37 protein-coding genes and 1 pseudogene are annotated in these 22,865 nt (G+C 66.4%); 36 read left to right on the forward strand and 2 right to left on the reverse strand.

What is annotated here, in order from left to right; translation table 11 throughout:
* Positions 1-7: 7 nt before the first annotated feature.
* The 4 genes from rpsL to tuf all read left to right on the forward strand — a co-directional run bounded on the left by rpsL (position 8) and on the right by tuf (position 4,368).
* Positions 8-379, forward strand: a complete 372-nt coding sequence (gene rpsL / locus IO33_RS0120530) for a 30S ribosomal protein S12 (protein WP_003948652.1) — start codon at positions 8-10, stop codon at positions 377-379.
* A gap of 2 nt (positions 380-381) precedes the next feature.
* The gene (rpsG, locus tag IO33_RS0120535; protein ID WP_003992340.1) at positions 382-852 is read left to right on the forward strand and encodes a 30S ribosomal protein S7; all 471 of its coding nucleotides are present in this window, start codon (positions 382-384) and stop codon (positions 850-852) included.
* A gap of 39 nt (positions 853-891) precedes the next feature.
* The gene (gene fusA, locus IO33_RS0120540; RefSeq protein ID WP_031167055.1) at positions 892-3,018 is read left to right on the forward strand and encodes an elongation factor G; all 2,127 of its coding nucleotides are present in this window, start codon (positions 892-894) and stop codon (positions 3,016-3,018) included.
* A gap of 156 nt (positions 3,019-3,174) precedes the next feature.
* The gene (tuf, locus tag IO33_RS0120545) at positions 3,175-4,368 is read left to right on the forward strand and encodes an elongation factor Tu (RefSeq protein WP_031167057.1); all 1,194 of its coding nucleotides are present in this window, start codon (positions 3,175-3,177) and stop codon (positions 4,366-4,368) included.
* Positions 4,369-4,471: 103 nt separating this feature from the next.
* On the opposite strand, the gene IO33_RS0120550 is transcribed toward tuf, so the two are convergent.
* The gene (locus IO33_RS0120550; RefSeq protein WP_031167059.1) at positions 4,472-5,485 is read right to left on the reverse strand and encodes a hypothetical protein; all 1,014 of its coding nucleotides are present in this window, start codon (positions 5,483-5,485) and stop codon (positions 4,472-4,474) included.
* Between the two features lie 35 nt (positions 5,486-5,520).
* Entirely contained in the window at positions 5,521-5,958 is a 438-nt protein-coding gene (locus tag IO33_RS0120555) for an ATP-binding protein (RefSeq protein WP_209438887.1), read from the reverse strand.
* A 149-nt stretch (positions 5,959-6,107) separates the two neighbouring features.
* On the opposite strand from IO33_RS0120555, the gene IO33_RS0120560 reads away from it, so the two are divergent.
* The 32 genes and pseudogenes from IO33_RS0120560 to IO33_RS49425 form a co-directional block, all read left to right on the forward strand.
* Positions 6,108-6,953, forward strand: coding sequence for a helix-turn-helix domain-containing protein (locus tag IO33_RS0120560; RefSeq protein WP_031167063.1), 846 nt, complete (start codon positions 6,108-6,110; stop codon positions 6,951-6,953).
* On the forward strand, positions 6,950-7,153 hold the full coding sequence (locus IO33_RS47540) for a DUF397 domain-containing protein (RefSeq protein WP_078963799.1): 204 nt from the start codon (positions 6,950-6,952) through the stop codon (positions 7,151-7,153). Before IO33_RS0120560 ends, IO33_RS47540 begins: the two co-directional genes overlap by 4 nt.
* Positions 7,154-7,233: 80 nt before the next feature.
* Entirely contained in the window at positions 7,234-7,503 is a 270-nt protein-coding gene (locus IO33_RS0120570) for an SH3 domain-containing protein (RefSeq protein ID WP_031167068.1), read from the forward strand.
* Between the two features lie 536 nt (positions 7,504-8,039).
* A complete protein-coding gene (gene rpsJ, locus IO33_RS0120575; protein WP_003948644.1) occupies positions 8,040-8,348 on the forward strand; it encodes a 30S ribosomal protein S10 in 309 nt (102 codons plus the stop codon).
* A gap of 17 nt (positions 8,349-8,365) precedes the next feature.
* On the forward strand, positions 8,366-9,010 hold the full coding sequence (gene rplC / locus IO33_RS0120580) for a 50S ribosomal protein L3 (protein ID WP_020135811.1): 645 nt from the start codon (positions 8,366-8,368) through the stop codon (positions 9,008-9,010).
* 8 nt (positions 9,011-9,018) lie between these two features.
* Positions 9,019-9,675 carry a 50S ribosomal protein L4 gene (gene rplD / locus IO33_RS0120585; protein WP_031167072.1) on the forward strand — a complete coding sequence of 219 codons (657 nt, stop codon included), beginning with the start codon at positions 9,019-9,021 and terminating at the stop codon, positions 9,673-9,675.
* Positions 9,675-10,094, forward strand: coding sequence for a 50S ribosomal protein L23 (rplW, locus tag IO33_RS0120590; protein WP_031167074.1), 420 nt, complete (start codon positions 9,675-9,677; stop codon positions 10,092-10,094). The genes rplD and rplW overlap by 1 nt, the downstream gene beginning before the upstream one ends.
* A 40-nt stretch (positions 10,095-10,134) precedes the next feature.
* Positions 10,135-10,971 (forward strand): 50S ribosomal protein L2, encoded by an 837-nt coding sequence (rplB, locus tag IO33_RS0120595; protein ID WP_031167077.1) that lies wholly within the window; start codon positions 10,135-10,137, stop codon positions 10,969-10,971.
* Between the two features lie 12 nt (positions 10,972-10,983).
* Entirely contained in the window at positions 10,984-11,265 is a 282-nt protein-coding gene (gene rpsS / locus IO33_RS0120600) for a 30S ribosomal protein S19 (RefSeq protein ID WP_003974263.1), read from the forward strand.
* 44 nt (positions 11,266-11,309) lie between these two features.
* A complete protein-coding gene (gene rplV, locus IO33_RS0120605) occupies positions 11,310-11,657 on the forward strand; it encodes a 50S ribosomal protein L22 (RefSeq protein WP_003974262.1) in 348 nt (115 codons plus the stop codon).
* Positions 11,657-12,478: a 30S ribosomal protein S3 gene (gene rpsC / locus IO33_RS0120610; RefSeq protein ID WP_014674374.1), complete on the forward strand. Its 822-nt coding sequence runs from the start codon at positions 11,657-11,659 to the stop codon at positions 12,476-12,478. The genes rplV and rpsC overlap by 1 nt, the downstream gene beginning before the upstream one ends.
* A 5-nt stretch (positions 12,479-12,483) precedes the next feature.
* Complete coding sequence (gene rplP, locus IO33_RS0120615) at positions 12,484-12,903, forward strand: 50S ribosomal protein L16 (RefSeq protein ID WP_009327094.1); 420 nt, start codon at positions 12,484-12,486, stop codon at positions 12,901-12,903.
* On the forward strand, positions 12,903-13,127 hold the full coding sequence (gene rpmC / locus IO33_RS0120620) for a 50S ribosomal protein L29 (RefSeq protein ID WP_003974259.1): 225 nt from the start codon (positions 12,903-12,905) through the stop codon (positions 13,125-13,127). Before rplP ends, rpmC begins: the two co-directional genes overlap by 1 nt.
* Complete coding sequence (gene rpsQ / locus IO33_RS0120625; RefSeq protein WP_003992363.1) at positions 13,127-13,414, forward strand: 30S ribosomal protein S17; 288 nt, start codon at positions 13,127-13,129, stop codon at positions 13,412-13,414. The genes rpmC and rpsQ overlap by 1 nt, the downstream gene beginning before the upstream one ends.
* Before the next feature lie 103 nt (positions 13,415-13,517).
* Positions 13,518-13,886 (forward strand): 50S ribosomal protein L14, encoded by a 369-nt coding sequence (rplN, locus tag IO33_RS0120630; protein ID WP_003998823.1) that lies wholly within the window; start codon positions 13,518-13,520, stop codon positions 13,884-13,886.
* A gap of 2 nt (positions 13,887-13,888) precedes the next feature.
* On the forward strand, positions 13,889-14,212 hold the full coding sequence (gene rplX, locus IO33_RS0120635; RefSeq protein ID WP_031167085.1) for a 50S ribosomal protein L24: 324 nt from the start codon (positions 13,889-13,891) through the stop codon (positions 14,210-14,212).
* A complete protein-coding gene (gene rplE / locus IO33_RS0120640; RefSeq protein WP_015658460.1) occupies positions 14,212-14,769 on the forward strand; it encodes a 50S ribosomal protein L5 in 558 nt (185 codons plus the stop codon). The genes rplX and rplE overlap by 1 nt, the downstream gene beginning before the upstream one ends.
* 5 nt (positions 14,770-14,774) lie before the next feature.
* Positions 14,775-14,960: a type Z 30S ribosomal protein S14 gene (locus IO33_RS0120645; RefSeq protein WP_003948630.1), complete on the forward strand. Its 186-nt coding sequence runs from the start codon at positions 14,775-14,777 to the stop codon at positions 14,958-14,960.
* Positions 14,961-15,175: 215 nt separating this feature from the next.
* A complete protein-coding gene (gene rpsH / locus IO33_RS0120650) occupies positions 15,176-15,574 on the forward strand; it encodes a 30S ribosomal protein S8 (RefSeq protein ID WP_030046382.1) in 399 nt (132 codons plus the stop codon).
* A gap of 24 nt (positions 15,575-15,598) precedes the next feature.
* A complete protein-coding gene (gene rplF, locus IO33_RS0120655) occupies positions 15,599-16,138 on the forward strand; it encodes a 50S ribosomal protein L6 (RefSeq protein WP_031167089.1) in 540 nt (179 codons plus the stop codon).
* A 3-nt stretch (positions 16,139-16,141) separates the two neighbouring features.
* Positions 16,142-16,525 (forward strand): 50S ribosomal protein L18, encoded by a 384-nt coding sequence (gene rplR / locus IO33_RS0120660; RefSeq protein WP_031167091.1) that lies wholly within the window; start codon positions 16,142-16,144, stop codon positions 16,523-16,525.
* Positions 16,526-16,566: 41 nt separating this feature from the next.
* Entirely contained in the window at positions 16,567-17,172 is a 606-nt protein-coding gene (rpsE, locus tag IO33_RS0120665) for a 30S ribosomal protein S5 (RefSeq protein WP_003992370.1), read from the forward strand.
* A gap of 2 nt (positions 17,173-17,174) precedes the next feature.
* Positions 17,175-17,357: a 50S ribosomal protein L30 gene (gene rpmD, locus IO33_RS0120670; RefSeq protein ID WP_003974250.1), complete on the forward strand. Its 183-nt coding sequence runs from the start codon at positions 17,175-17,177 to the stop codon at positions 17,355-17,357.
* A 2-nt stretch (positions 17,358-17,359) separates the two neighbouring features.
* Positions 17,360-17,815 carry a 50S ribosomal protein L15 gene (rplO, locus tag IO33_RS0120675; protein WP_023547373.1) on the forward strand — a complete coding sequence of 152 codons (456 nt, stop codon included), beginning with the start codon at positions 17,360-17,362 and terminating at the stop codon, positions 17,813-17,815.
* A 244-nt stretch (positions 17,816-18,059) separates the two neighbouring features.
* The gene (gene secY / locus IO33_RS0120680; RefSeq protein ID WP_031167095.1) at positions 18,060-19,373 is read left to right on the forward strand and encodes a preprotein translocase subunit SecY; all 1,314 of its coding nucleotides are present in this window, start codon (positions 18,060-18,062) and stop codon (positions 19,371-19,373) included.
* Positions 19,373-20,038 (forward strand): adenylate kinase, encoded by a 666-nt coding sequence (locus IO33_RS0120685; RefSeq protein ID WP_031167097.1) that lies wholly within the window; start codon positions 19,373-19,375, stop codon positions 20,036-20,038. Before secY ends, IO33_RS0120685 begins: the two co-directional genes overlap by 1 nt.
* Positions 20,039-20,162: 124 nt before the next feature.
* Positions 20,163-20,999, forward strand: coding sequence for a type I methionyl aminopeptidase (map, locus tag IO33_RS0120690; RefSeq protein WP_031167099.1), 837 nt, complete (start codon positions 20,163-20,165; stop codon positions 20,997-20,999).
* A 153-nt stretch (positions 21,000-21,152) separates the two neighbouring features.
* Positions 21,153-21,374 (forward strand): translation initiation factor IF-1, encoded by a 222-nt coding sequence (infA, locus tag IO33_RS0120695; RefSeq protein ID WP_003948620.1) that lies wholly within the window; start codon positions 21,153-21,155, stop codon positions 21,372-21,374.
* A 60-nt stretch (positions 21,375-21,434) separates the two neighbouring features.
* Entirely contained in the window at positions 21,435-21,548 is a 114-nt protein-coding gene (gene rpmJ, locus IO33_RS0120700; RefSeq protein WP_003998809.1) for a 50S ribosomal protein L36, read from the forward strand.
* Between the two features lie 195 nt (positions 21,549-21,743).
* Positions 21,744-22,124, forward strand: a complete 381-nt coding sequence (rpsM, locus tag IO33_RS0120705; RefSeq protein WP_031167100.1) for a 30S ribosomal protein S13 — start codon at positions 21,744-21,746, stop codon at positions 22,122-22,124.
* 66 nt (positions 22,125-22,190) lie between these two features.
* Positions 22,191-22,595 carry a 30S ribosomal protein S11 gene (gene rpsK / locus IO33_RS0120710; protein ID WP_003956432.1) on the forward strand — a complete coding sequence of 135 codons (405 nt, stop codon included), beginning with the start codon at positions 22,191-22,193 and terminating at the stop codon, positions 22,593-22,595.
* Between the two features lie 150 nt (positions 22,596-22,745).
* Positions 22,746-22,865, forward strand: a pseudogene (locus tag IO33_RS49425) (DNA-directed RNA polymerase subunit alpha); the annotation flags it as partial.

Raw genomic sequence — 22,865 nt, forward strand, 5'->3', positions numbered from 1 at the left:
AGAAGTAGTGCCTACGATCCAGCAGCTGGTCCGTAAGGGCCGGCAGGACAAGGTCGAGAAGAACAAGACGCCCGCACTCGAGGGTTCCCCTCAGCGTCGTGGCGTCTGCACGCGTGTGTTCACGACCACCCCGAAGAAGCCGAACTCGGCCCTGCGTAAGGTCGCGCGTGTGCGTCTGACCAGCGGGATCGAGGTCACCGCTTACATTCCGGGTGAGGGACACAACCTGCAGGAGCACTCCATCGTGCTCGTGCGCGGCGGCCGTGTGAAGGACCTGCCGGGTGTTCGCTACAAGATCATCCGTGGCTCCCTCGACACCCAGGGTGTCAAGAACCGCAAGCAGGCCCGTTCCCGCTACGGCGCCAAGAAGGAGAAGTAAGAATGCCTCGTAAGGGCCCCGCCCCGAAGCGCCCGGTCATCATCGACCCGGTCTACGGTTCTCCTCTGGTCACGTCGCTCATCAACAAGGTGCTGCTGAACGGCAAGCGCTCCACCGCCGAGCGCATCGTCTACGGCGCCATGGAGGGTCTGCGTGAGAAGACGGGCAACGACCCGATCATCACGCTGAAGCGCGCGCTGGAGAACATCAAGCCGACCCTCGAGGTCAAGTCCCGCCGTGTCGGTGGTGCGACGTACCAGGTCCCGATCGAGGTCAAGCCCGGTCGCGCCAACACCCTCGCGCTGCGCTGGCTCGTCGGTTACTCCCGCGCCCGTCGCGAGAAGACCATGACCGAGCGTCTGCTCAACGAGCTCCTCGACGCCTCCAACGGCCTCGGTGCCGCTGTGAAGAAGCGCGAGGACACGCACAAGATGGCCGAGTCCAACAAGGCCTTCGCGCACTACCGCTGGTAGTCGCAGTCCACATCGAGACCGAGAGAAGACTGAAGCCTTATGGCTACCACTTCGCTTGACCTGGCCAAGGTGCGCAACATCGGCATCATGGCCCACATCGACGCGGGCAAGACGACCACCACCGAGCGGATCCTGTTCTACACCGGCGTTTCGTACAAGATCGGTGAGGTCCACGACGGCGCTGCCACCATGGACTGGATGGAGCAGGAGCAGGAGCGTGGCATCACGATCACCTCTGCTGCCACCACCTGCCACTGGCCGCTGGAAGACGTCGACCACACGATCAACATCATCGACACGCCGGGCCACGTCGACTTCACCGTCGAGGTGGAGCGCTCCCTGCGCGTGCTCGACGGTGCCGTGACGGTGTTCGACGGCGTCGCCGGCGTTGAGCCCCAGTCCGAGACGGTGTGGCGTCAGGCGGACCGCTACGGCGTTCCGCGTATCTGCTTCGTCAACAAGCTCGACCGCACCGGTGCCGAGTTCCACCGCTGTGTCGACATGATCGTCGACCGCCTGGGCGCGCAGCCGATCGTCATGCAGCTCCCGATCGGTGCCGAGGCCGACTTCAAGGGCGTCGTGGACCTGGTCCGCATGAAGGCGCTCGTGTGGTCCGCCGAGGCGACCAAGGGCGAGATGTACGACGTCGTCGACATCCCGGACACGCACGCCGAGGCCGCCGAGGAGTGGCGCGGCAAGCTGGTCGAGGCCGTCGCCGAGAACGACGAAGAGATCATGGAGCTGTTCCTGGAGGGCCAGGAGCCCACCGAGGAGCAGCTGTACGCCGCGATCCGTCGTATCACCATCGCGTCCGGCAAGGGCACCGGCACCACCATCACCCCGGTGTTCTGCGGTACCGCGTTCAAGAACAAGGGCGTCCAGCCCCTGCTCGACGCGGTCGTGCGCTACCTGCCGTCCCCCGTTGACATCGAGGCCATCGAGGGCCACGCGGTCAGCGACGCGGACGAGATCATCAAGCGCAAGCCGTCCGACGACGAGCCGCTGTCGGCGCTGGCGTTCAAGATCATGAGCGACCCGCACCTCGGCAAGCTCACCTTCGTCCGGGTCTACTCGGGCCGCCTGGAGTCCGGCACCGCCGTGCTGAACTCCGTCAAGGGCAAGAAGGAGCGCATCGGCAAGATCTACCGCATGCACGCCAACAAGCGTGAGGAGATCGAGTCGGTGGGCGCCGGTGACATCGTCGCCGTCATGGGCCTGAAGCAGACCACCACCGGTGAGACGCTGTCCGACGACAAGAACCCGGTCATCCTGGAGTCCATGGACTTCCCGGCGCCGGTCATCCAGGTCGCCATCGAGCCCAAGTCGAAGGGTGACCAGGAGAAGCTGGGCGTCGCGATCCAGCGCCTGGCCGAGGAGGACCCGTCCTTCCAGGTCCACTCGGACGAGGAGACCGGCCAGACCATCATCGGTGGTATGGGCGAGCTGCACCTTGAGGTGCTGGTCGACCGTATGCGCCGTGAGTTCAAGGTCGAGGCCAACGTCGGCAAGCCGCAGGTCGCGTACCGCGAGACGATCCGCAAGGCCGTCGAGCGCGTGGACTACACCCACAAGAAGCAGACCGGTGGTACCGGTCAGTTCGCCAAGGTGCAGATCGCGATCGAGCCCATCGAGGGCGGCGACGCCTCGTACGAGTTCGTGAACAAGGTCACCGGTGGCCGCATCCCGAAGGAGTACATCCCTTCGGTGGACGCCGGTGCGCAGGAGGCCATGCAGTTCGGCATCCTCGCCGGCTACGAGATGACTGGCGTTCGCGTCATCCTCATCGACGGTGGCTACCACGAGGTCGACTCCTCCGAGCTCGCCTTCAAGATCGCCGGCTCGCAGGCCTTCAAGGAGGCCGCGCGCAAGGCTTCGCCCGTGCTGCTCGAGCCGATGATGGCCGTCGAGGTCACCACGCCCGAGGACTACATGGGTGAGGTCATCGGCGACATCAACTCCCGCCGTGGCCAGATCCAGGCCATGGAGGAGCGGGCTGGTGCCCGCGTCGTGAAGGGCCTCGTGCCCCTGTCGGAGATGTTCGGCTACGTCGGCGACCTCCGCAGCAAGACGTCGGGTCGCGCAAGCTACTCGATGCAGTTCGACTCCTACGCCGAGGTTCCGCGGAACGTCGCCGAGGAGATCATCGCGAAGGCCAAGGGCGAGTAACGCACCGCGTTCCCACGCCGTAGGCTTGACTCCGGAGCCTCAGGGGGCAAACAACCGTAAACCCGGATGTTTGCCCCCGGTTCCGGGCCTTTACAGCAAAGATCACCTGGCGCCGATGAAGTAAGGCGTACAGAACCACTCCACAGGAGGACCCCAGTGGCGAAGGCGAAGTTCGAGCGGACTAAGCCGCACGTCAACATCGGCACCATCGGTCACATCGACCACGGTAAGACGACCCTCACGGCCGCCATTACCAAGGTGCTGCACGACGCGTACCCGGACCTGAACGAGGCCACCCCGTTCGACAACATCGACAAGGCGCCCGAGGAGCGCCAGCGCGGTATCACCATCTCCATCGCGCACGTCGAGTACCAGACCGAGGCGCGTCACTACGCCCACGTCGACTGCCCGGGTCACGCGGACTACATCAAGAACATGATCACCGGTGCCGCCCAGATGGACGGCGCGATCCTGGTGGTCGCCGCGACCGACGGCCCGATGCCGCAGACCAAGGAGCACGTGCTCCTGGCCCGCCAGGTCGGCGTTCCGTACATCGTCGTCGCCCTGAACAAGGCCGACATGGTGGACGACGAGGAGATCCTGGAGCTCGTCGAGCTCGAGGTCCGTGAGCTCCTCTCCGAGTACGAGTTCCCCGGCGACGACGTTCCGGTCGTCAAGGTCTCCGCTCTCAAGGCCCTCGAGGGCGAGAAGGAGTGGGTGGACTCCGTCCTCAACCTGATGAACGCCGTCGACGAGTCGATCCCGCAGCCGGAGCGCGACGTCGACAAGCCGTTCCTCATGCCGATCGAGGACGTCTTCACGATCACCGGTCGCGGTACGGTCGTCACCGGCCGTATCGAGCGTGGTGTCCTGAAGGTCAACGAGACCGTCGACATCATCGGCATCAAGACCGAGAAGACCACCACCACGGTCACCGGCATCGAGATGTTCCGCAAGCTGCTCGACGAGGGCCAGGCCGGTGAGAACGTCGGTCTGCTGCTCCGTGGCATCAAGCGCGAGGACGTCGAGCGCGGCCAGGTCATCATCAAGCCGGGCTCGGTCACCCCGCACACGGAGTTCGAGGCTCAGGCCTACATCCTGTCCAAGGACGAGGGTGGCCGCCACACGCCGTTCTTCAACAACTACCGCCCGCAGTTCTACTTCCGTACGACGGACGTGACCGGCGTGGTGACCCTCCCCGAGGGCACCGAGATGGTCATGCCGGGTGACAACACCGAGATGACGGTGTCGCTCATCCAGCCCGTCGCCATGGAAGAGGGCCTGAAGTTCGCCATCCGTGAGGGTGGCCGCACCGTGGGCGCCGGCCAGGTCACCAAGATCGTCAAGTAGGTTCCGCTTGCTTGAGGGTCATCTGACCTGAAGGTCTCCAGACCTGACGGGAGGCCCGTACGACTTCGGTCGTACGGGCCTCTTCGTGTTCTCCCCTACGGGGTCACTGCATGTTCTGCAGCAGCGGGTGGTCGTACGACCGCTCGCACACGTACACCTGGAGGCTGTAGCTGCGGCCGATGCTGATCTGGGTGTCGAGCGCCGGACCGAGGAAGTGGTAGCCGGTGTACCCGGCGTCCTCCACCGGCCGCCAGCTGCCGCTGCCGCCGTCCCACTCGGTGCCGTCGACGGTGAGCAGGGGCCGCATCCCGGCGCCGCACTCGGCGCAGGCCATGGGGAAGGGGTCGGAGAAGCTCCAGGGCGCGTGACCGCCGAGCTTCCACCCCGGGGCGACGGCGAGGTCGTACTGGTAGCAGAACCCCGGCTCGTCCTCGTCCTCGCTCTCCTGCTCCCACTCCTCGATCCGGTCGGCCAGCTCTTCCGGCAGTTCGTGCGGGGCCGGGTACTCGGTGACGGTCTCGGGGTGCAGCACACACGGCTCGGGCAGATAGCGGTCGCTGCCGATCACGGCCGGCCGTGGGGGAGCGCCGAGCGGGGTGACGACATCGGCGGCCCTGCGCCAGCGCAGCTCGACGCGGGGCACATAGCCGTCCTCGGGGTGATCGAAGGGGCACCAGAGCACCTGCAGCAGATCCGTGCCCTCGGGCCGGGGCAGCGTCGGCACGTCGGCGGCGCGTATCTGCGCGACCGGCACCATCGGCACGGGCCCGTCCTGTGCTATCCGACGGGACTTGGTCCCCAGGTCGACCAGCGCGCGCTCCTCCTCGCTCAGCAGGTCGGTGTCTGCCGGGCGGGTCCGGGCCCAGGCCGCGCGCAGCACGCGCCGGCCGACATGGACGTCCTCGGGCGCGACACCCCGGTGCCAGGGCCCCGCGTGCTCCGGACAGCTCGGCCACTCCTCGTCGGCCGGCCACAGCAGGGGCCCGCCGACGGAACTCTCCGCCGCCGTGGGGGCGCCGGCGCGCGGGTGCAGGCGTACGGCGGTGCGGGCGAGCGGCGCCAGCTCCGGGAAGTGCGCGGTGACGTCGAGGGGGCGGGGCGGAGTCGTACGGGTCATGGCCGGAGGGTACTGGGCCCCGGGTCAGTAGCCGGTCAGCGGCAGCGCTGCGGGCCGCCCGCGGGGAAGGAGACCTCGGCCCACACGGTCTTGCGCGGGTGCCGTCCATGGGTGACGCCCCAGCGGTCGGCCAGGGCCTCGACGAGGAGGAGCCCACGACCTGATTCCCCCTCCGGGGACGGCGGTTGTGGCCGGGGGAGGCGGTCACCACGCGTGTCCGTGACCTCGATACGGAGCGTGTGTCCGACGAGGTACAGCAGCAGCTGGAAGTCGCGGCCGGACACGCGGCCGTGTGTGGCGGCGTTCGCGGCCAGCTCCGCGACGATCTGTGTCGGCCTTTCCAACGGCATTCCCCAGGTGCGCAGTTGTTGCTCGGCGAGCAGCCGGGCGAGGCGGGCGCCGCGTGGCGTGGGGGACAGTCGGACACTGAAGTGGGGCACGGGGGTGGCGAGTTGGTTTTCAGGGGCAGCCATTTCTTGATTCACGTCACTCAGCGTGGCCGAAGCTGCTTCCGTGAGTGAGCGACAACGCCTCTGCGTACGGTGACTGTCCCCGGTTTGTCTCGGCTGTCTCGGCTGTCTCGGGCGTTGTACGGGTACGAGTGCGCGGCGGAGGAGGAGCCATGGGTGAGGGAGTGGACGAGGCCGGTTGGGACGTCGAGCCCGGGGACGAGATCGAGCCGGTGGTCCAGGCGGTGGGGCGGCTGCTCAAGGTGTCCCGGGAGGCGGCCGGCGTGAGCGTGCCCGAGCTGAGCGAGGCGATGGGGTACGGCGAGGACATGATCCGCAAGATCGAGCGGGGCGCCCGTATCCCCCGCCCGGAGTTCCTGGACAGGGCGGACCAGCTCCTGAAGGCGCAGGGGCACCTGAGGGCCTTCATGGAGGACATGAAGAGGGCTCGGTACCCGAAGAAGGTGCGGGAGCTGGCGGAGCTGGAGGGGCGGGCCGTGGAGATGTTGCTGTACGGCAGCCACAACATCCATGGCCTGTTGCAGACAGAGGAGTACGCGCGAGCGCTGCTTCGCACCTGGCGTCCTGCCTACTCGCCGGATCAGCTGGAACGCATGGTGGGGGCTCGTATGGCCCGGAAGTCCGTCTTCGCTCGCTCGCCCGCACCGGAGTTCAGTTTCGTCCAGGAAGAGGTGACGCTGCGCCGCCCGATCGGGGACACAATGGTGTTGCGTCGGCAGCTCGAACACATGCTGGAGGTGGCCCAGTTGCCGTTCGTGGAGCTTCAGGTGATGCCGACCGCACGCGCGAACCACCCTGGGACGGGAGGCCGTATCCAGGTGCTGAAGTTCGCGGACGGGACGGGGATGGGGCGTACCGACGGTGACTTCGCGGGTCGCCCGGTCTCGACCCCGAGGCAGCTCCGCGTTCTCGATCTGCGCTATGGCATCATCCGGGCTCAGGCGCTCACGCCAGAGGAGTCTCTGGTCTTCATCGAGCAAGCGCTGGGAGAACTATGAGCACCCCGGAACTCCACTGGTTCAAGAGCAGCTACAGCGACAGCAGCAACGGTAACGACTGCCTCGAAGTCGCCCCCACTCCCGCCACCGTCCACATCCGCGATTCCAAGAACCCCGAGGGTCCCCGGCTGGCCGTCGCCCCCGCGACCTGGGCCGGCTTCGTCACGTCCTTCAAGATCATGAACATGCTATCTTCGTAGCCGACCAAGATCATCTGATGTGGTCTCAGATAGCTTATTCAGGAGGAACTGTGTTTTCCGCAGTACGGGGGAAGCGCGCCATGGCGGTGACCGGTCTCGCGGTCGCTGCCGCGATCGGTGGCGCGACGCTGGCCACGCCGGCCTACGCCGACGACGTCTACGGCCACTGCACCGGCGACGGCGTCCGCATCCGGGCCACCCCGAGCACCTCGGGGGCCGTGCTCGGTCTCTGCTACCGCGGCGACCGCCTGGCGCACCGGGACGTGTCCGGTGACGGCCAGTGGGACCGCGTCTACGACGTCGACAGCGGTGTCAGCGGATGGATGTCCCACGGCTACTACAGCTGGTGACGACGTACCCCACTGAGGTACCCGTGAGGATCTAGGGAGAGGGCCGCCCGGCCGTGTGCCAGGGCGGCCCTTTTCTCGTGGTGGCGGGCCCGGGACCGCGTGGGGCGGCCCAGCCGGTTTGACCTACGTCACCTTCGGGGTAATCTCTTCGGCTCGATTGGCGGAGCCCCCGGCCTGTATGGCAAACTGTCGGAGTTGCTCGGTCGAGTGTTGATGCTGCGCGCCTCCCGCCGGGAGGACCGGAAGCGAGTCCCACAGTACTCGTCGTCCTAACTGCCTGATGGCAGCACTGGGGCGGACGTACGGGAATCTTCCGGGAAGTGTGAGCGCGACACCGGCCAGGCGCCCGGTGGGCCCGAGGTCCCCGGTCCACGGTTCCGGAAGGGCCGTCGCATTCCCCGCAGGGATGTTCGAACAAGGGGCATCTGTGTCAGCGGGACCGCGACACACCCGACCGCGTGGGTCGGAGAAACGACGGCAGCAGAAGGAATCCGCCGGGTTCCAGAGCGTAAGAGAGACAGGACTACTGAGTAGCCATGGCGGGACAGAAGATCCGCATCCGGCTCAAGGCCTACGACCACGAGGTCATCGACTCCTCGGCGAAGAAGATCGTCGAGACGGTGACCCGCACTGGTGCGTCGGTCGCGGGCCCGGTGCCGCTGCCCACTGAGAAGAACGTGTACTGCGTCATCAAGTCGCCGCACAAGTACAAGGACTCGCGCGAGCACTTCGAGATGCGCACGCACAAGCGCCTGATCGACATCCTCGACCCGACGCCCAAGACCGTTGACTCTCTGATGCGACTCGACCTCCCGGCCGGTGTCGACATCGAGATCAAGCTCTGAGGGCTGGTGATCTGAGAATGGCTAAGCAGATCAAGGGCATCCTGGGCGAGAAGCTCGGCATGACGCAGGTGTGGGACGAGAACAACCGCGTTGTTCCGGTCACCGTCGTCAAGGCCGGCCCCAACGTCGTCACCCAGGTCCGCACGAACGACGTCGACGGCTACGAGTCCGTCCAGATCGCGTTCGGCGAGATCGACCCGCGCAAGGTGAACAAGCCCCTCAAGGGCCACTTCGCCAAGGCCGACGTCACTCCCCGCCGCCACCTCGTCGAGATCCGTACCGCTGACGCCAGCGAGTACACCCTCGGCCAGGAGATCACCGCTGAGGTGTTCGAGGCCGGCATCAAGGTCGACGTGACCGGCAAGAGCAAGGGCAAGGGCTTCGCCGGTGTCATGAAGCGTCACAACTTCAAGGGCCTCGGCGCCGGACACGGCACCCAGCGCAAGCACCGCTCGCCCGGTTCCATCGGTGGCTGCGCCACCCCGGGCCGCGTGTTCAAGGGCCTCCGCATGGCGGGTCGTATGGGCAACGAGCGGGTCACCACCCAGAACCTGACCGTCCACGCCGTTGACGCGGAGAAGGGTCTGCTGCTCATCAAGGGCGCGGTTCCCGGTCCGAACGGCGGCCTCGTCCTGGTCCGCACCGCGGCCAAGGGGGCCTGAGGTAACCGATGAGCACTGTTGACATCCTTTCGCCGGCGGGCGAGAAGGCCGGTTCCGTCGAGCTCCCCGCGGAGATCTTCGACGTGGAGAAGATCAGCATCCCGCTGATCCACCAGGTCGTCGTCGCGCAGCTGGCCGCTGCCCGTCAGGGCACGCACAAGACCAAGACCCGTGGCGAAGTCCGTGGTGGTGGCAAGAAGCCGTACCGCCAGAAGGGCACCGGCCGCGCCCGTCAGGGCTCGACCCGCGCGCCGCAGTTCGCCGGTGGTGGCGTCGTGCACGGTCCCGTGCCGCGTGACTACTCGCAGCGCACCCCGAAGAAGATGAAGGCCGCGGCCCTGCGCCACGCCCTCACCGACCGGGCGCGTCACAACCGCATCCACGTCGTCTCCGGCGTGGTCGAGGGCGCGAACCCCAGCACCAAGGCCGCCAAGAGCCTGTTCGGCAAGATCAGCGAGCGCAAGAACCTGCTCCTGGTCGTCGACCGCGCCGACGAGGCCGCGTGGCTGTCCGCCCGCAACCTGCCCCAGGTCCACATCCTGGAGCCGGGCCAGCTGAACACGTACGACGTTCTCGTCTCGGACGACGTGGTCTTCACCCAGGCCGCTTTCGAGTCCTTCGTGTCTGGCCCCAAGGCCGCTGACACCGAAGGGAGCGAGGCCTGATGGCTACGCGTCACCCGAGCATTGCCTCGAAGGCCGCCAAGGCCGCCAAGGCCGCGCGCGTCGCCAAGGCGCGTCGCCACGCCGCCGAGGGCAAGAACACCGTCGAGACGCCGCTGAGCAAGTCCTTCACGGACCCCCGTGACGTGCTGCTCAAGCCGGTCGTCTCCGAGAAGAGCTACGCGCTCCTCGACGAGAACAAGTACACGTTCGTCGTCGCCCCGGGCGCCAACAAGACCCAGATCAAGCAGGCCGTCCAGGCGGTCTTCTCGGTCAAGGTCACCGGGGTCAACACGATCAACCGCCAGGGCAAGCGCAAGCGCACGAAGACCGGCTTCGGTCAGCGTGCCGGCAGCAAGCGCGCGATCGTGACCCTCGCCGAGGGCGACCGTATCGACATCTTCGGCGGTCCGACCGCCTAAGGGCGGTCCGGATCGTCCGATATCGGACGAGGACTGAGAAATGGGAATCCGCAAGTACAAGCCGACTACGCCGGGCCGTCGTGGCGCCAGCGTCGCCGACTTCGTCGAGGTCACGCGGTCCACGCCGGAGAAGTCGCTGGTCCGCCCCCTGCACAGCAAGGGCGGCCGTAACAACGCCGGTCGTGTGACCGTTCGCCACCAGGGTGGCGGACACAAGCGCGCCTACCGTGTGATCGACTTCCGTCGTCACGACAAGGACGGCGTGCCGGCGAAGGTCGCGCACATCGAGTACGACCCCAACCGCACCGCGCGCATCGCGCTGCTGCACTACGCCGACGGCGAGAAGCGCTACATCCTCGCCCCGCGCAACCTGCAGCAGGGTGACCGCGTCGAGAACGGTCCCGGGGCCGACATCAAGCCGGGCAACAACCTGGCCCTCCGCAACATCCCGGTCGGTACCACGATCCACGCGATCGAGCTCCGTCCCGGTGGCGGTGCCAAGTTCGCCCGCTCCGCCGGTGCCTCCGTGCAGCTGCTCGCGAAGGAGGGCTCGATGGCCCACCTCCGCATGCCGTCCGGCGAGATCCGCCTGGTCGACGTCCGCTGCCGCGCCACCATCGGTGAGGTCGGCAACGCCGAGCAGAGCAACATCAACTGGGGTAAGGCCGGCCGTAAGCGGTGGCTGGGCGTTCGCCCGACCGTCCGTGGTGTGGTCATGAACCCGGTTGACCACCCGCACGGTGGTGGTGAGGGCCGGACCTCCGGTGGTCGCCACCCTGTGTCCCCGTGGGGCAAGAAGGAAGGCCGTACTCGTTCGCCCAAGAAGGCGTCGAACAAGTACATCGTCCGCCGCCGCAAGACGAACAAGAAGCGCTAAGGACGGGTTGAGATGCCTCGTAGCTTGAAGAAGGGGCCCTTCGTCGACGACCACCTGATCAAGAAGGTGGACACGCAGAACGAAGCCGGCACCAAGAACGTCATCAAGACCTGGTCCCGTCGCTCGATGATCGTCCCGGCCATGCTCGGCCACACGATCGCGGTGCACAACGGCAAGACCCACATCCCGGTGTTCGTCACCGAGTCGATGGTCGGTCACAAGCTCGGCGAGTTCTCGCCGACGCGCACCTTCCGGGGTCACGTCAAGGACGACCGGAAGTCGAAGCGCCGCTAATCGCGGATCGCATTCAGACACGTAAGTAACTGAGAGGGACAACCATGGAAGCCAGGGCCCAGGCGCGGTACATCCGCGTCACGCCCATGAAGGCCCGCCGCGTGGTGGACCTTATCCGTGGCATGGACGCCACGGAGGCTCAGGCGGTCCTGCGATTCGCTCCGCAGGCCGCCTCAGTGCCCGTCGGCAAGGTGCTCGACAGCGCCATCGCCAACGCCGCGCACAACTACGACCACACCGACGCCGACAGCCTCTTCATCTCTGAGGCGTACGTCGACGAGGGCCCGACCCTGAAGCGGTTCCGGCCGCGTGCCCAGGGCCGTGCCTACCGGATCCGCAAGCGGACCAGCCACATCACCGTGGTCGTCAGCAGCAAGGAAGGAACCCGGTAATGGGCCAGAAGGTTAACCCGCATGGGTTCCGGCTCGGTGTCACGACCGACTTCAAGTCGCGTTGGTACGCCGACAAGCTGTACAAGGACTACGTCAAGGAAGACGTCGCCATCCGTCGGATGATGACGTCCGGCATGGAGCGCGCCGGTATCTCGAAGGTTGAGATCGAGCGCACCCGTGACCGCGTGCGTGTGGACATCCACACCGCTCGTCCGGGCATCGTCATCGGCCGCCGTGGCGCCGAGGCCGACCGCATCCGCGGTGACCTCGAGAAGCTCACGGGCAAGCAGGTCCAGCTGAACATCCTCGAGGTCAAGAACCCCGAGACCGACGCTCAGCTGGTTGCCCAGGCCGTTGCCGAGCAGCTCTCCTCCCGCGTCTCCTTCCGCCGTGCCATGCGCAAGAGCATGCAGTCGGCGATGAAGGCCGGCGCCAAGGGCATCAAGATCCAGTGCGGCGGCCGCCTCGGCGGCGCCGAGATGTCCCGCTCGGAGTTCTACCGCGAGGGCCGCGTGCCCCTGCACACGCTCCGCGCGAACGTGGACTACGGCTTCTTCGAGGCCAAGACGACCTTCGGCCGCATCGGCGTGAAGGTCTGGATCTACAAGGGCGACGTCAAGAACATCGCCGAGGTCCGCGCCGAGAACGCTGCGGCCCGTGCGGGTAACCGCCCGGCCCGTGGCGGTGCCGACCGCCCGGCCCGTGGTGGCCGTGGTGGCGAGCGGCGCGGTCGCAAGCCGCAGCAGGCTGCCGGCGCCGAGGCCCCCAAGGCCGAGGCCCCCGCCGCCGCTCCGGCTGAGAGCACCGGAACGGAGGCCTGACCGACATGCTGATCCCCCGTAGGGTCAAGCACCGCAAGCAGCACCACCCGAAGCGCAGCGGCGCTGCCAAGGGTGGCACGCAGGTTGCGTTCGGCGAGTACGGCATCCAGGCGCTGACCCCGGCCTACGTCACGAACCGCCAGATCGAGGCGGCTCGTATCGCGATGACCCGCCACATCAAGCGTGGCGGCAAGGTCTGGATCAACATCTACCCGGACCGTCCCCTCACCAAGAAGCCGGCCGAGACCCGCATGGGTTCCGGTAAGGGTTCGCCGGAGTGGTGGATCGCCAACGTCAAGCCCGGACGTGTGATGTTCGAGCTGTCGTACCCCAACGAGAAGATTGCGCGTGAGGCCCTCACTCGTGCGGCTCACAAGCTGCCGATGAAGTGCCGGATCGTCAAGCGCGAGGCAGGTGAAGCGTGATGTCGGCCGGTACCAAGGCGTCCGAGCTGCGCGAGCTGGGCAACGAGGAGCTTCTGGCGAAGCTCCGCGAGGCCAAGGAAGAGCTGTTCAACCTCCGCTTCCAGGCGGCGACCGGTCAGCTCGAGAACCACGGTCGGCTGAAGGCCGTCCGTAAGGACATCGCGCGGATCTACACCCTGATGCGTGAGCGCGAGCTGGGCATCGAGACGGTGGAGAGCGCCTGATGAGTGAGAGCAACGTGACTGAGCAGACTGCAGAGGCCCGCGGCTTCCGCAAGACCCGTGAGGGTCTCGTCGTCAGCGACAAGATGGACAAGACCGTCGTCGTCGCCGTCGAGGACCGCGTCAAGCACGCGCTGTACGGCAAGGTCATCCGCCGTACGAACAAGCTCAAGGCGCACGACGAGCAGAACGCCGCGGGTGTCGGCGACCGTGTCCTCCTCATGGAGACCCGGCCGCTGTCCGCGACGAAGCGTTGGCGCGTCGTCGAGATCCTCGAGAAGGCCAAGTAATCCCTCCTAGGGGGACCCCCTAGGCATCGTTCCGCCAGGCTCGGGGCGGGTGTGAAACTTTCGCAGCCCGCCCCGGGAACCGGCAGACAACCAGGAGATAGACGTGATCCAGCAGGAGTCGCGACTGCGCGTCGCCGACAACACTGGTGCGAAGGAGATCCTTTGCATCCGTGTGCTCGGTGGCTCCGGTCGCCGCTACGCGGGCATCGGTGACGTCATCGTCGCCACCGTCAAGGACGCGATCCCCGGTGGCAACGTGAAGAAGGGTGACGTCGTCAAGGCGGTCATCGTTCGCACCGTCAAGGAGCGCCGCCGTCCGGACGGCTCGTACATCCGCTTCGACGAGAACGCCGCCGTCATTCTGAAGAACGACGGCGACCCTCGCGGCACCCGCATCTTCGGCCCGGTCGGCCGTGAGCTGCGCGAGAAGAAGTTCATGAAGATCATCTCGCTCGCGCCGGAGGTGCTGTAAGCATGAAGATCAAGAAGGGCGACCTGGTCCAGGTCATCACCGGTAAGGACAAGGGCAAGCAGGGCAAGGTCATTGCCGCTTTCCCGCGCGAGGAGCGTGTCCTGGTCGAGGGTGTCAACCGGGTCAAGAAGCACACCAAGGCCGGTCCGACCGCTCGCGGTTCCCAGGCCGGCGGCATCGTGACCACCGAGGCCCCGATCCACGTGTCCAACGTTCAGCTGGTCGTGGAGAAGGACGGCAACAAGGTCGTCACGCGTGTCGGCTACCGCTTCGACGAAGAGGGCAACAAGATCCGCGTTGCCAAGCGGACGGGTGAGGACATCTGATGGCTACCACCACCACTCCGCGTCTGAAGACGAAGTACCGCGAGGAGATCGCGGGCAAGCTGCGTGACGAGTTCAAGTACGAGAACGTCATGCAGGTTCCCGGCCTCGTCAAGATCGTGGTCAACATGGGTGTCGGCGACGCCGCCCGTGACTCGAAGCTGATCGAGGGCGCGATCCGCGACCTGACCACCATCACCGGTCAGAAGCCGGCCGTCACGAAGGCCCGCAAGTCCATCGCGCAGTTCAAGCTGCGTGAGGGCCAGCCGATCGGTGCCCACGTCACGCTCCGTGGCGACCGCATGTGGGAGTTCCTGGACCGCACCCTGTCGCTCGCGCTGCCGCGCATCCGCGACTTCCGTGGTCTGTCCCCCAAGCAGTTCGACGGCCGTGGCAACTACACCTTCGGTCTCACGGAGCAGGTCATGTTCCACGAGATCGACCAGGACAAGATCGACCGTACCCGGGGCATGGACATCACCGTGGTCACCACGGCGACCAACGACGCTGAGGGCCGCGCGCTCCTTCGTCACCTCGGCTTCCCGTTCAAGGAGGCGTGAGCGAGATGGCGAAGAAGGCTCTGATTGCCAAGGCTGCTCGCAAGCCCAAGTTCGGTGTGCGTGGCTACACCCGCTGCCAGCGCTGCGGCCGTCCGCACTCCGTGTACCGCAAGTTCGGCCTCTGCCGCGTGTGCCTTCGTGAGATGGCTCACCGTGGCGAGCTGCCGGGCGTGACCAAGAGCTCCTGGTAATCCCCACTTTCAGGGATTCCTGGACCTCTCGGTAAGCAACCGGGACGGCAGGGGCGCCACCCCTCATGGCTTAGGCTAGGAGGGTTGGGCCTCTGCCGCCCTGAACGACTTACTACGCCGTAGGTCCCCGCACCGCACCCGTCCCGTCTCAAGAAGTACGGGGAGAGGGATGGCGCATATAGGAAACCCCGGCGAGAAAGGCCACAGGCCAATTCATGACCATGACTGATCCGATCGCAGACATGCTGACGCGTCTGCGGAACGCGAACTCGGCGTACCACGACTCCGTGACGATGCCGGCATCCAAGATCAAGTCTCACATCGCGGAGATCCTCCAGCAGGAGGGCTTCATCACGGGCTGGCGTGTCGAGGACGCCGAGGTCGGCAAGAACCTCGTCCTCGAGCTGAAGTTCGGCCCGAACCGTGAGCGCTCCATCGCGGGCATCAAGCGGATCTCCAAGCCCGGTCTCCGGGTGTACGCGAAGTCCACCAACCTGCCGAAGGTGCTCGGCGGCCTGGGCGTGGCGATCATCTCCACGTCGCACGGGCTCCTCACCGACAAGCAGGCCGGCAAGAAGGGCGTGGGTGGGGAAGTCCTCGCCTACGTCTGGTAGCAGAAGGGAACGGAGGAAACAGCTATGTCGCGTATCGGCAAGCTCCCCATCGCGGTTCCCGCCGGCGTGGACGTCACCATCGACGGCCGTACGGTCGCGGTCAAGGGCCCCAAGGGTTCGCTGACCCACACTGTCGCGGCTCCGATCGACATCGCTAAGGGCGAGGACGGCACCCTGCAGGTGACCCGCCCGAACGACGAGCGTCAGAGCAAGGCCCTGCACGGCCTCTCCCGCACGCTGGTGGCGAACATGATCACCGGCGTGACCCAGGGTTACGTGAAGAAGCTCGAGATCAGCGGTGTCGGTTACCGAGTGACCGCCAAGGGTTCGAACCTGGAGTTCGCTCTCGGTTACAGCCACCCGATCCTCGTCGAGGCCCCCGAGGGCATCACCTTCAAGGTGGAGACCCCCACCCGTTTCTCGGTCGAGGGCATCGACAAGCAGAAGGTCGGCGAGGTTGCGGCCAACATCCGCAAGCTGCGCAAGCCCGACCCGTACAAGGCCAAGGGCGTCAAGTACGAGGGCGAAGTCATCCGCCGCAAGGTCGGAAAGGCGGGTAAGTAAGCCATGGCATACGGGCAGAAGATCCTCAAGGGCGACGCCTACAAGCGCGCCGCGATCAAGCGCCGTCACATCCGGATCCGCAAGAACATCTCCGGTACGGCGGAGCGCCCCCGTCTGGTCGTGACCCGCTCCAACCGCCACATCGTGGCGCAGGTGATCGACGACCTGAAGGGCCACACCCTGGCGTCGGCGTCCACCCTGGACGCGTCGATCCGCGGTGGCGAGGCGGACAAGTCCGCGCAGGCCAAGCAGGTCGGCGCCCTGGTCGCCGAGCGTGCCAAGGCCGCCGGTGTCGAGGCCGTCGTGTTCGACCGTGGTGGTAACCAGTACGCCGGGCGCATCGCCGCCCTGGCGGACGCCGCCCGCGAGGCCGGACTCAAGTTCTGAGTCGGTTCCGTAGCTAGCGGAGACAGAGAGAGGTAATTCCAATGGCTGGACCCCAGCGCCGCGGTGGCGGTGCCGGTGGCGGCGAGCGGCGGGACCGGAAGGGCCGTGACGGCGGCGCAGCTGCCGCCGAGAAGACCGCGTACGTTGAGCGCGTCGTCGCGATCAACCGCGTCGCCAAGGTTGTGAAGGGTGGTCGTCGCTTCAGCTTCACCGCGCTGGTCGTGGTGGGCGACGGTGACGGCACCGTGGGTGTCGGTTACGGCAAGGCCAAGGAGGTGCCGGCCGCCATCGCCAAGGGTGTTGAGGAGGCCAAGAAGCACTTCTTCAAGGTCCCCCGTATCCAGGGCACCATCCCGCACCCCATCCAGGGTGAGAAGGCTGCCGGCGTCGTGCTGCTCAAGCCCGCGTCCCCGGGTACCGGTGTTATCGCCGGTGGCCCGGTGCGTGCCGTGCTCGAGTGCGCCGGTATCCACGACGTGCTGTCGAAGTCGCTCGGCTCCGACAACGCGATCAACATCGTGCACGCGACCGTGGCGGCCCTGAAGGGTCTGCAGCGTCCCGAGGAGATCGCGGCCCGCCGTGGTCTGCCGCTCGAGGACGTCGCTCCCGCGGCCCTGCTGCGTGCGCGTGCCGGGGCGGGTGCGTAATCATGGCTCAGCTCAAGATCACGCAGGTCAAGTCCTACATCGGCAGCAAGCAGAACCACCGTGACACCCTGCGTTCCCTTGGTCTCAAGGGCATCAACACGCAGGTCGTCAAGGAGGACCGCCCCGAGTTCCGCGGCATGGTGCACACCGTCCGCCACCTCGTGACGGTCGAGGAGGTCGACTGATCATGGCGGAGCAGAACCCGCTCAAGATCCACAACCTCCGTCCCGCCCCGGGCGCCAAGACCGCCAAGACCCGTGTCGGTCGTGGTGAGGCGTCGAAGGGTAAGACGGCCGGTCGTGGTACCAAGGGCACCAAGGCCCGCTACCAGGTTCCGGAGCGCTTCGAGGGTGGCCAGATGCCGCTGCACATGCGCCTCCCGAAGCTGAAGGGCTTCAAGAACCCGTTCAAGACCGAGTTCCAGGTGGTGAACCTCGACAAGCTGGCCGCGCTCTACCCCGAGGGTGGCGAGGTCACGGTCGAGGGTCTGGTGGCCAAGGGTGCCGTTCGCAAGAACAGCCTCGTCAAGGTCCTCGGCCAGGGCGAGATCTCCGTGGCGCTGCAGGTGACGGTCGACGCCGTCTCCGGCTCCGCCAAGGAGAAGATCACCGCCGCCGGCGGTACGGTCACCGAGCTGGTCTGAGTTCCTCAGGTCCCTCGATGACGTGAACGATCCCGACCGGGGATACCCCACAAAAGGGGTATCCCCGGTCGGTCGTTCCTAGGGGGGTGCTCTCGCCGGTAAGGTGGCCAGCACTGCCCACTTTCAACGGGTGCTTCCCATGGGGCACCCTGAGCGGCAGTTGACCGTTAGCTATTTGTCTGTATCCGTCGAACCTCAAGACCGTCACCCTTGACGCAGTTGCGCGGGGGTCGCAGGAGGCACCGTGCTCACCGCGTTCGCCCGGGCGTTCAGGACGCCCGACCTGCGCAAGAAGCTGCTCTTCACGCTGGCCATCATCGTGGTCTACCGGGTCGGTACCCACATCCCGATCCCCGGCGTCAACTACAAGGCCGTCCAGCAGTGTGTGACCGAGGCACAGGGCAACCAGGGCCTGTTCGGTCTCGTGAACATGTTCAGCGGCGGTGCGCTGCTGCAGATCACGGTCTTCGCGCTCGGCATCATGCCCTACATCACGGCCAGCATCATCCTTCAGCTGCTGACCGTGGTCATCCCGCGCCTGGAGGCCCTGAAGAAGGAGGGCCAGGCCGGTACGGCGAAGATCACGCAGTACACCCGCTACCTCACCGTGGCCCTCGCCATCCTGCAGGGCACCGGCCTGGTCGCCACCGCCCGCAGCGGCGCGCTCTTCAACGGCTGCTCGGTCGCGTCGAGCATCGTCCCCGACCAGGCGATCTTCGCGACGATCACGATGGTCATCTGCATGACCGCGGGTACCTGCGTCGTGATGTGGCTCGGTGAGCTGATCACCGACCGCGGCATCGGCAACGGCATGTCGATCCTGATGTTCATCTCGATCGCCGCGACCTTCCCGTCCGCGCTGTGGGCCATCAAGAAGCAGGGCACCCTGGCCGGCGGCTGGATCGAGTTCGGCACCGTCATCCTGGTCGGCCTGGTCATGGTCGGTCTGGTCGTCTTCGTCGAGCAGGCCCAGCGCCGCATCCCGGTGCAGTACGCCAAGCGCATGATCGGTCGTCGTTCCTACGGTGGTACGTCCACGTACATCCCGCTCAAGGTGAACCAGGCGGGTGTGATTCCCGTCATCTTCGCCTCCTCGCTGCTCTACATCCCGGCACTCGTGGCGCAGTTCGCGGGGGGTAATTCGAGCTGGAAGCAGTGGATCCAGAACAACCTGACCAAGGGCGACCACCCGATTTACATCAGTCTGTACTTCTTGCTCATCGTGTTCTTCGCGTTCTTCTACGTGGCGATCTCCTTCAACCCCGAGGAAGTCGCCGACAACATGAAGAAGTATGGTGGCTTCATCCCGGGCATCCGGGCTGGCCGACCGACCGCTGAGTACCTCAGCTATGTGCTCAACCGGATCACCTGGCCGGGTTCGCTGTATCTGGGTCTGATCGCTCTCGTACCGACAATGGCGTTGGTGGGCTTCGGGGCAAGCCAGAACTTCCCGTTCGGTGGTACCAGCATCCTGATCATCGTGGGTGTCGGTCTCGAGACGGTGAAGCAGATCGAGAGCCAGCTCCAGCAGCGCAATTACGAAGGGTTCCTCCGCTGATGCGTATCGTCCTCGTCGGGCCGCCGGGTGCCGGTAAGGGAACGCAAGCCGTCCGCCTCGCAGAGAAGCTGGCGGTCCCGCACATCTCCACGGGTGACCTGTTCCGGGCCAACATCAGCCGGCAGACCGAGCTGGGCAAGCTCGCGAAGTCCTACATGGACGCCGGAAACCTCGTCCCGGACGAGGTGACCATCGCGATGGCCAAGGACCGTATGGAGCAGCCGGACGCCGAGGGCGGCTTCCTGCTGGACGGTTTCCCGCGGAACGTCTCCCAGGCCGAGGCGCTGGACGAGCTGCTGCGCACCGAGGGCATCACGCTGGACGCGGTCCTGGACCTGGAGGTCCCGGAGGACGAGGTCGTCAAGCGGATCGCCGGCCGGCGCGTCTGCCGCAACGAGTCGTCGCACGTCTTCCACGTGACGTACAGCCCGCCGAAGAAGGAAGGCGTCTGCGACGTCTGCGGCGGTGAGCTGTACCAGCGCGACGACGACTCCGAGGACACCGTCCGCAAGCGGCTCGAGGTCTACCACACGCAGACCGAGCCGATCATCGACTACTACAAGGCGCAGGGCCTGGTCGTGACGATCTCCTCCCTGGGCCCGGTGGACGAGATCACGCAGCGGGCGCTGGAAGCCCTGAAGCGCGAGAAGGCCGAGAACAAGTAGATCGCGGTCCTTCCGGCCGCGGTGCCCTCCCCCCAGACCTGGTCCGGGGTATTCCCGGGGCGCCGCGGCCGTACTGTTGTACAGGTAACCCAGTCGACGTGAGTGACGGAGAGCGCAGGCCCCCATGGTGCAGATCAAGACGCCCGAGCAGATCGCCAAGATGCGTGCGGCGGGCCTGGTCGTAGCCGCCATCCACGCGGCGACCCGTGAGGCCGCGGTGCCCGGCGCCTCCACCAAGGACCTGGACGAGGTCGCCCGCAAGGTGCTCGCCGAGCACGGCGCCAAGTCGAACTTCCTGGGTTACGGCGGCTTCCCCGCGACCATCTGCACCTCCGTGAACGACGTCGTCGTCCACGGCATCCCCTCCGACGACGTCGTCCTCAAGGACGGCGACATCATCTCCATCGACTGCGGCGCGATCATCGACGGCTGGCACGGTGACGCCGCCTACACGGCCTTCGTGGGCTCCGGTCACGCGCCGGAGCTGGTCGAGCTCTCCCGGGTGACCGAGGAGTCGATGTGGGCCGGCATCGCGGCCATGAAGCAGGGCAACCGCCTGGTCGACATCTCCCGGGCCGTCGAGACCTACATCCGCCGCCAGCCCAAGCCCGGCGGCGGCAAGTACGGGATCATCGAGGACTACGGCGGCCACGGCATCGGCACCGAGATGCACATGGACCCGCATCTGCTGAACTACGTCGACCGCCGCCGGGGCAAGGGCCCCAAGCTGGTGCCCGGCTTCTGCCTCGCCATCGAGCCGATGGTCTCCCTGGGCACCCCGCGCACCGAGGTCCTGTCCGACGACTGGACGGTCATCACGACCGACGGCACCTGGTCCTCCCACTGGGAGCACTCGGTGGCCCTGACGACCGAGGGACCCCTGGTCCTCACCGCTCCCGACGGGGGCAAGGCGAAGCTCGCCGAGTACGGCATCACCGCCGCCCCCGACCCCCTGGCGTAGGGATCACCCCCGTGGGGCAGACTTCCTCGATTCGCGTTTCCGGGTGCGCCGACGTAGACTGACTCGTCGGCTCTCGTGCACCCGCATGTCCGCATGCGCCCGTAAGGGAAAAGCGGGGGAGTCGATCAAGGTAGTCGATTCGAAGGGCGAAGCGTGGCCAAGAAGCAAGGTGCCATCGAGATCGAGGGCACTGTCGTCGAGTCTCTGCCGAACGCCATGTTCAAGGTCGAGCTCCAGAACGGCCACCAGGTCCTGGCACACATCAGCGGCAAGATGCGTATGCACTACATCCGTATCCTCCCTGACGACCGGGTCGTGGTGGAGCTGTCTCCGTACGACCTGACGCGTGGCCGGATCGTCTACCGCTACAAGTAGATCTTGCCCGCATCCCGTCCTTGGCGGGGTGGTGGCACTGACCCGGAGAACCTCAATCCCATGAAGGTCAAGCCGAGCGTCAAGAAGATCTGCGACAAGTGCAGGGTGATCCGCCGTCACGGTCGGGTCATGGTCATTTGCGAGAACCCGCGCCACAAGCAGCGCCAGGGCTGACGCACGACCATCACCCTCTGCACCTCTATCGCAGAGATTCGCGCGACGCGAGCTGAATTGTTCATACGCAGAACCCGAGCCGTCGTGAACGGCTCGACACCCCCGGTTCGGAGGCCGGGGACCCGGTTCGTACCTGGTACGGCGGCCGGGAGCCGGTTCTGCGGAAGACCTCCGAAGATCACCAGGAGCCATTGAATGGCACGCGTTTCCGGTGTTGACATCCCGCGCGAAAAGCGCGTGGAGGTCGCCCTCACCTACGTGTTCGGCATCGGCCGGACGCTCTCGCAGCAGACGCTGGCCGAGACCGGTATCGACCCGAACACCCGTGTTCGTGACCTGACCGAAGAGCAGCTGGTCGCGATCCGCGAGTACGTCGACAACAACATCAAGACCGAGGGTGACCTCCGTCGCGAGATCCAGGCCGACATCCGCCGCAAGGTCGAGATCGGTTGCTACCAGGGTCTCCGTCACCGTCGCGGTCTGCCCGTCCGCGGTCAGCGCACCAGCACCAACGCCCGCACCCGCAAGGGCCCGCGTCGCGCCATCGCCGGTAAGAAGAAGCCGGGCAAGAAGTAGTCCGCAGCGGACTCGCCGTCCAGCGGTCTTCGCTGTAGGACCGACCACCTCCCGTAGGAGTTATAGATGCCCCCCAAGGGTCGTCAGGGCGCTGCCAAGAAGGTGCGCCGCAAGGAAAAGAAGAACGTCGCTCACGGCCACGCGCACATCAAGAGCACGTTCAACAACACGATCGTCTCCATCACGGACCCGTCGGGCAACGTGATCTCCTGGGCCTCCGCCGGCCACGTCGGCTTCAAGGGCTCCCGGAAGTCCACGCCGTTCGCCGCGCAGATGGCCGCCGAGTCGGCTGCCCGCCGCGCTCAGGAGCACGGCATGCGCAAGGTCGACGTGTTCGTCAAGGGCCCGGGCTCCGGTCGTGAGACCGCGATCCGCTCCCTGCAGGCCACGGGCCTCGAGGTCGGCTCCATCCAGGACGTCACCCCGACCCCGCACAACGGCTGCCGTCCGCCGAAGCGCCGCCGCGTCTGACGCACGGCCTTCGTCTGGCTCAGGGTTCGGGCGGTACGGCTCCGTAAGGGCGTACCGCCCGTACCCTTGCAGTACCCGCACTTTTCACGGGTGCGGATTCCGTCGGGCGTCAAATAGCGGGCGTCCACGAATGAAGGATCTGATCCACACATGCTGATCGCTCAGCGTCCCTCGTTGACCGAAGAGGTCGTCGACGAGTTCCGCTCCCGGTTCGTGATCGAGCCGCTGGAGCCGGGCTTCGGCTACACCCTCGGCAACTCCCTGCGCCGT

This window comes from Streptomyces durhamensis (assembly GCF_000725475.1).
GTDB classification, from domain to species: Bacteria; Actinomycetota; Actinomycetes; order Streptomycetales; family Streptomycetaceae; genus Streptomyces; species Streptomyces filipinensis.

Bases quoted from the DNA above. Each gene is read 5' to 3' on its own strand.
- rpsG (WP_003992340.1), top strand. From the start codon at position 382: ATGCCTCGTAAGGGCCCCGCCCCGAAGCGCCCGGTCATCATCGACCCG.
- fusA (WP_031167055.1), top strand. From the start codon at position 892: ATGGCTACCACTTCGCTTGACCTGGCCAAGGTGCGCAACATCGGCATC.
- IO33_RS0120550 (WP_031167059.1), bottom strand. From the start codon at position 5,485: ATGACCCGTACGACTCCGCCCCGCCCCCTCGACGTCACCGCGCACTTC.
- IO33_RS0120555 (WP_209438887.1), bottom strand. From the start codon at position 5,958: ATGGCTGCCCCTGAAAACCAACTCGCCACCCCCGTGCCCCACTTCAGT.
- IO33_RS0120560 (WP_031167063.1), top strand. From the start codon at position 6,108: ATGGGTGAGGGAGTGGACGAGGCCGGTTGGGACGTCGAGCCCGGGGAC.
- IO33_RS47540 (WP_078963799.1), top strand. From the start codon at position 6,950: ATGAGCACCCCGGAACTCCACTGGTTCAAGAGCAGCTACAGCGACAGC.
- IO33_RS0120570 (WP_031167068.1), top strand. From the start codon at position 7,234: ATGGCGGTGACCGGTCTCGCGGTCGCTGCCGCGATCGGTGGCGCGACG.
- rpsJ (WP_003948644.1), top strand. From the start codon at position 8,040: ATGGCGGGACAGAAGATCCGCATCCGGCTCAAGGCCTACGACCACGAG.
- rplC (WP_020135811.1), top strand. From the start codon at position 8,366: ATGGCTAAGCAGATCAAGGGCATCCTGGGCGAGAAGCTCGGCATGACG.
- rplD (WP_031167072.1), top strand. From the start codon at position 9,019: ATGAGCACTGTTGACATCCTTTCGCCGGCGGGCGAGAAGGCCGGTTCC.
- rplW (WP_031167074.1), top strand. From the start codon at position 9,675: ATGGCTACGCGTCACCCGAGCATTGCCTCGAAGGCCGCCAAGGCCGCC.
- rplB (WP_031167077.1), top strand. From the start codon at position 10,135: ATGGGAATCCGCAAGTACAAGCCGACTACGCCGGGCCGTCGTGGCGCC.
- rpsS (WP_003974263.1), top strand. From the start codon at position 10,984: ATGCCTCGTAGCTTGAAGAAGGGGCCCTTCGTCGACGACCACCTGATC.
- rplV (WP_003974262.1), top strand. From the start codon at position 11,310: ATGGAAGCCAGGGCCCAGGCGCGGTACATCCGCGTCACGCCCATGAAG.
- rpsC (WP_014674374.1), top strand. From the start codon at position 11,657: ATGGGCCAGAAGGTTAACCCGCATGGGTTCCGGCTCGGTGTCACGACC.
- rplP (WP_009327094.1), top strand. From the start codon at position 12,484: ATGCTGATCCCCCGTAGGGTCAAGCACCGCAAGCAGCACCACCCGAAG.
- rpmC (WP_003974259.1), top strand. From the start codon at position 12,903: ATGTCGGCCGGTACCAAGGCGTCCGAGCTGCGCGAGCTGGGCAACGAG.
- rpsQ (WP_003992363.1), top strand. From the start codon at position 13,127: ATGAGTGAGAGCAACGTGACTGAGCAGACTGCAGAGGCCCGCGGCTTC.
- rplX (WP_031167085.1), top strand. From the start codon at position 13,889: ATGAAGATCAAGAAGGGCGACCTGGTCCAGGTCATCACCGGTAAGGAC.
- rplE (WP_015658460.1), top strand. From the start codon at position 14,212: ATGGCTACCACCACCACTCCGCGTCTGAAGACGAAGTACCGCGAGGAG.
- IO33_RS0120645 (WP_003948630.1), top strand. From the start codon at position 14,775: ATGGCGAAGAAGGCTCTGATTGCCAAGGCTGCTCGCAAGCCCAAGTTC.
- rpsH (WP_030046382.1), top strand. From the start codon at position 15,176: ATGACCATGACTGATCCGATCGCAGACATGCTGACGCGTCTGCGGAAC.
- rplF (WP_031167089.1), top strand. From the start codon at position 15,599: ATGTCGCGTATCGGCAAGCTCCCCATCGCGGTTCCCGCCGGCGTGGAC.
- rplR (WP_031167091.1), top strand. From the start codon at position 16,142: ATGGCATACGGGCAGAAGATCCTCAAGGGCGACGCCTACAAGCGCGCC.
- rpsE (WP_003992370.1), top strand. From the start codon at position 16,567: ATGGCTGGACCCCAGCGCCGCGGTGGCGGTGCCGGTGGCGGCGAGCGG.
- rpmD (WP_003974250.1), top strand. From the start codon at position 17,175: ATGGCTCAGCTCAAGATCACGCAGGTCAAGTCCTACATCGGCAGCAAG.
- rplO (WP_023547373.1), top strand. From the start codon at position 17,360: ATGGCGGAGCAGAACCCGCTCAAGATCCACAACCTCCGTCCCGCCCCG.
- IO33_RS0120685 (WP_031167097.1), top strand. From the start codon at position 19,373: ATGCGTATCGTCCTCGTCGGGCCGCCGGGTGCCGGTAAGGGAACGCAA.
- map (WP_031167099.1), top strand. From the start codon at position 20,163: ATGGTGCAGATCAAGACGCCCGAGCAGATCGCCAAGATGCGTGCGGCG.
- rpmJ (WP_003998809.1), top strand. From the start codon at position 21,435: ATGAAGGTCAAGCCGAGCGTCAAGAAGATCTGCGACAAGTGCAGGGTG.
- rpsM (WP_031167100.1), top strand. From the start codon at position 21,744: ATGGCACGCGTTTCCGGTGTTGACATCCCGCGCGAAAAGCGCGTGGAG.
- rpsK (WP_003956432.1), top strand. From the start codon at position 22,191: ATGCCCCCCAAGGGTCGTCAGGGCGCTGCCAAGAAGGTGCGCCGCAAG.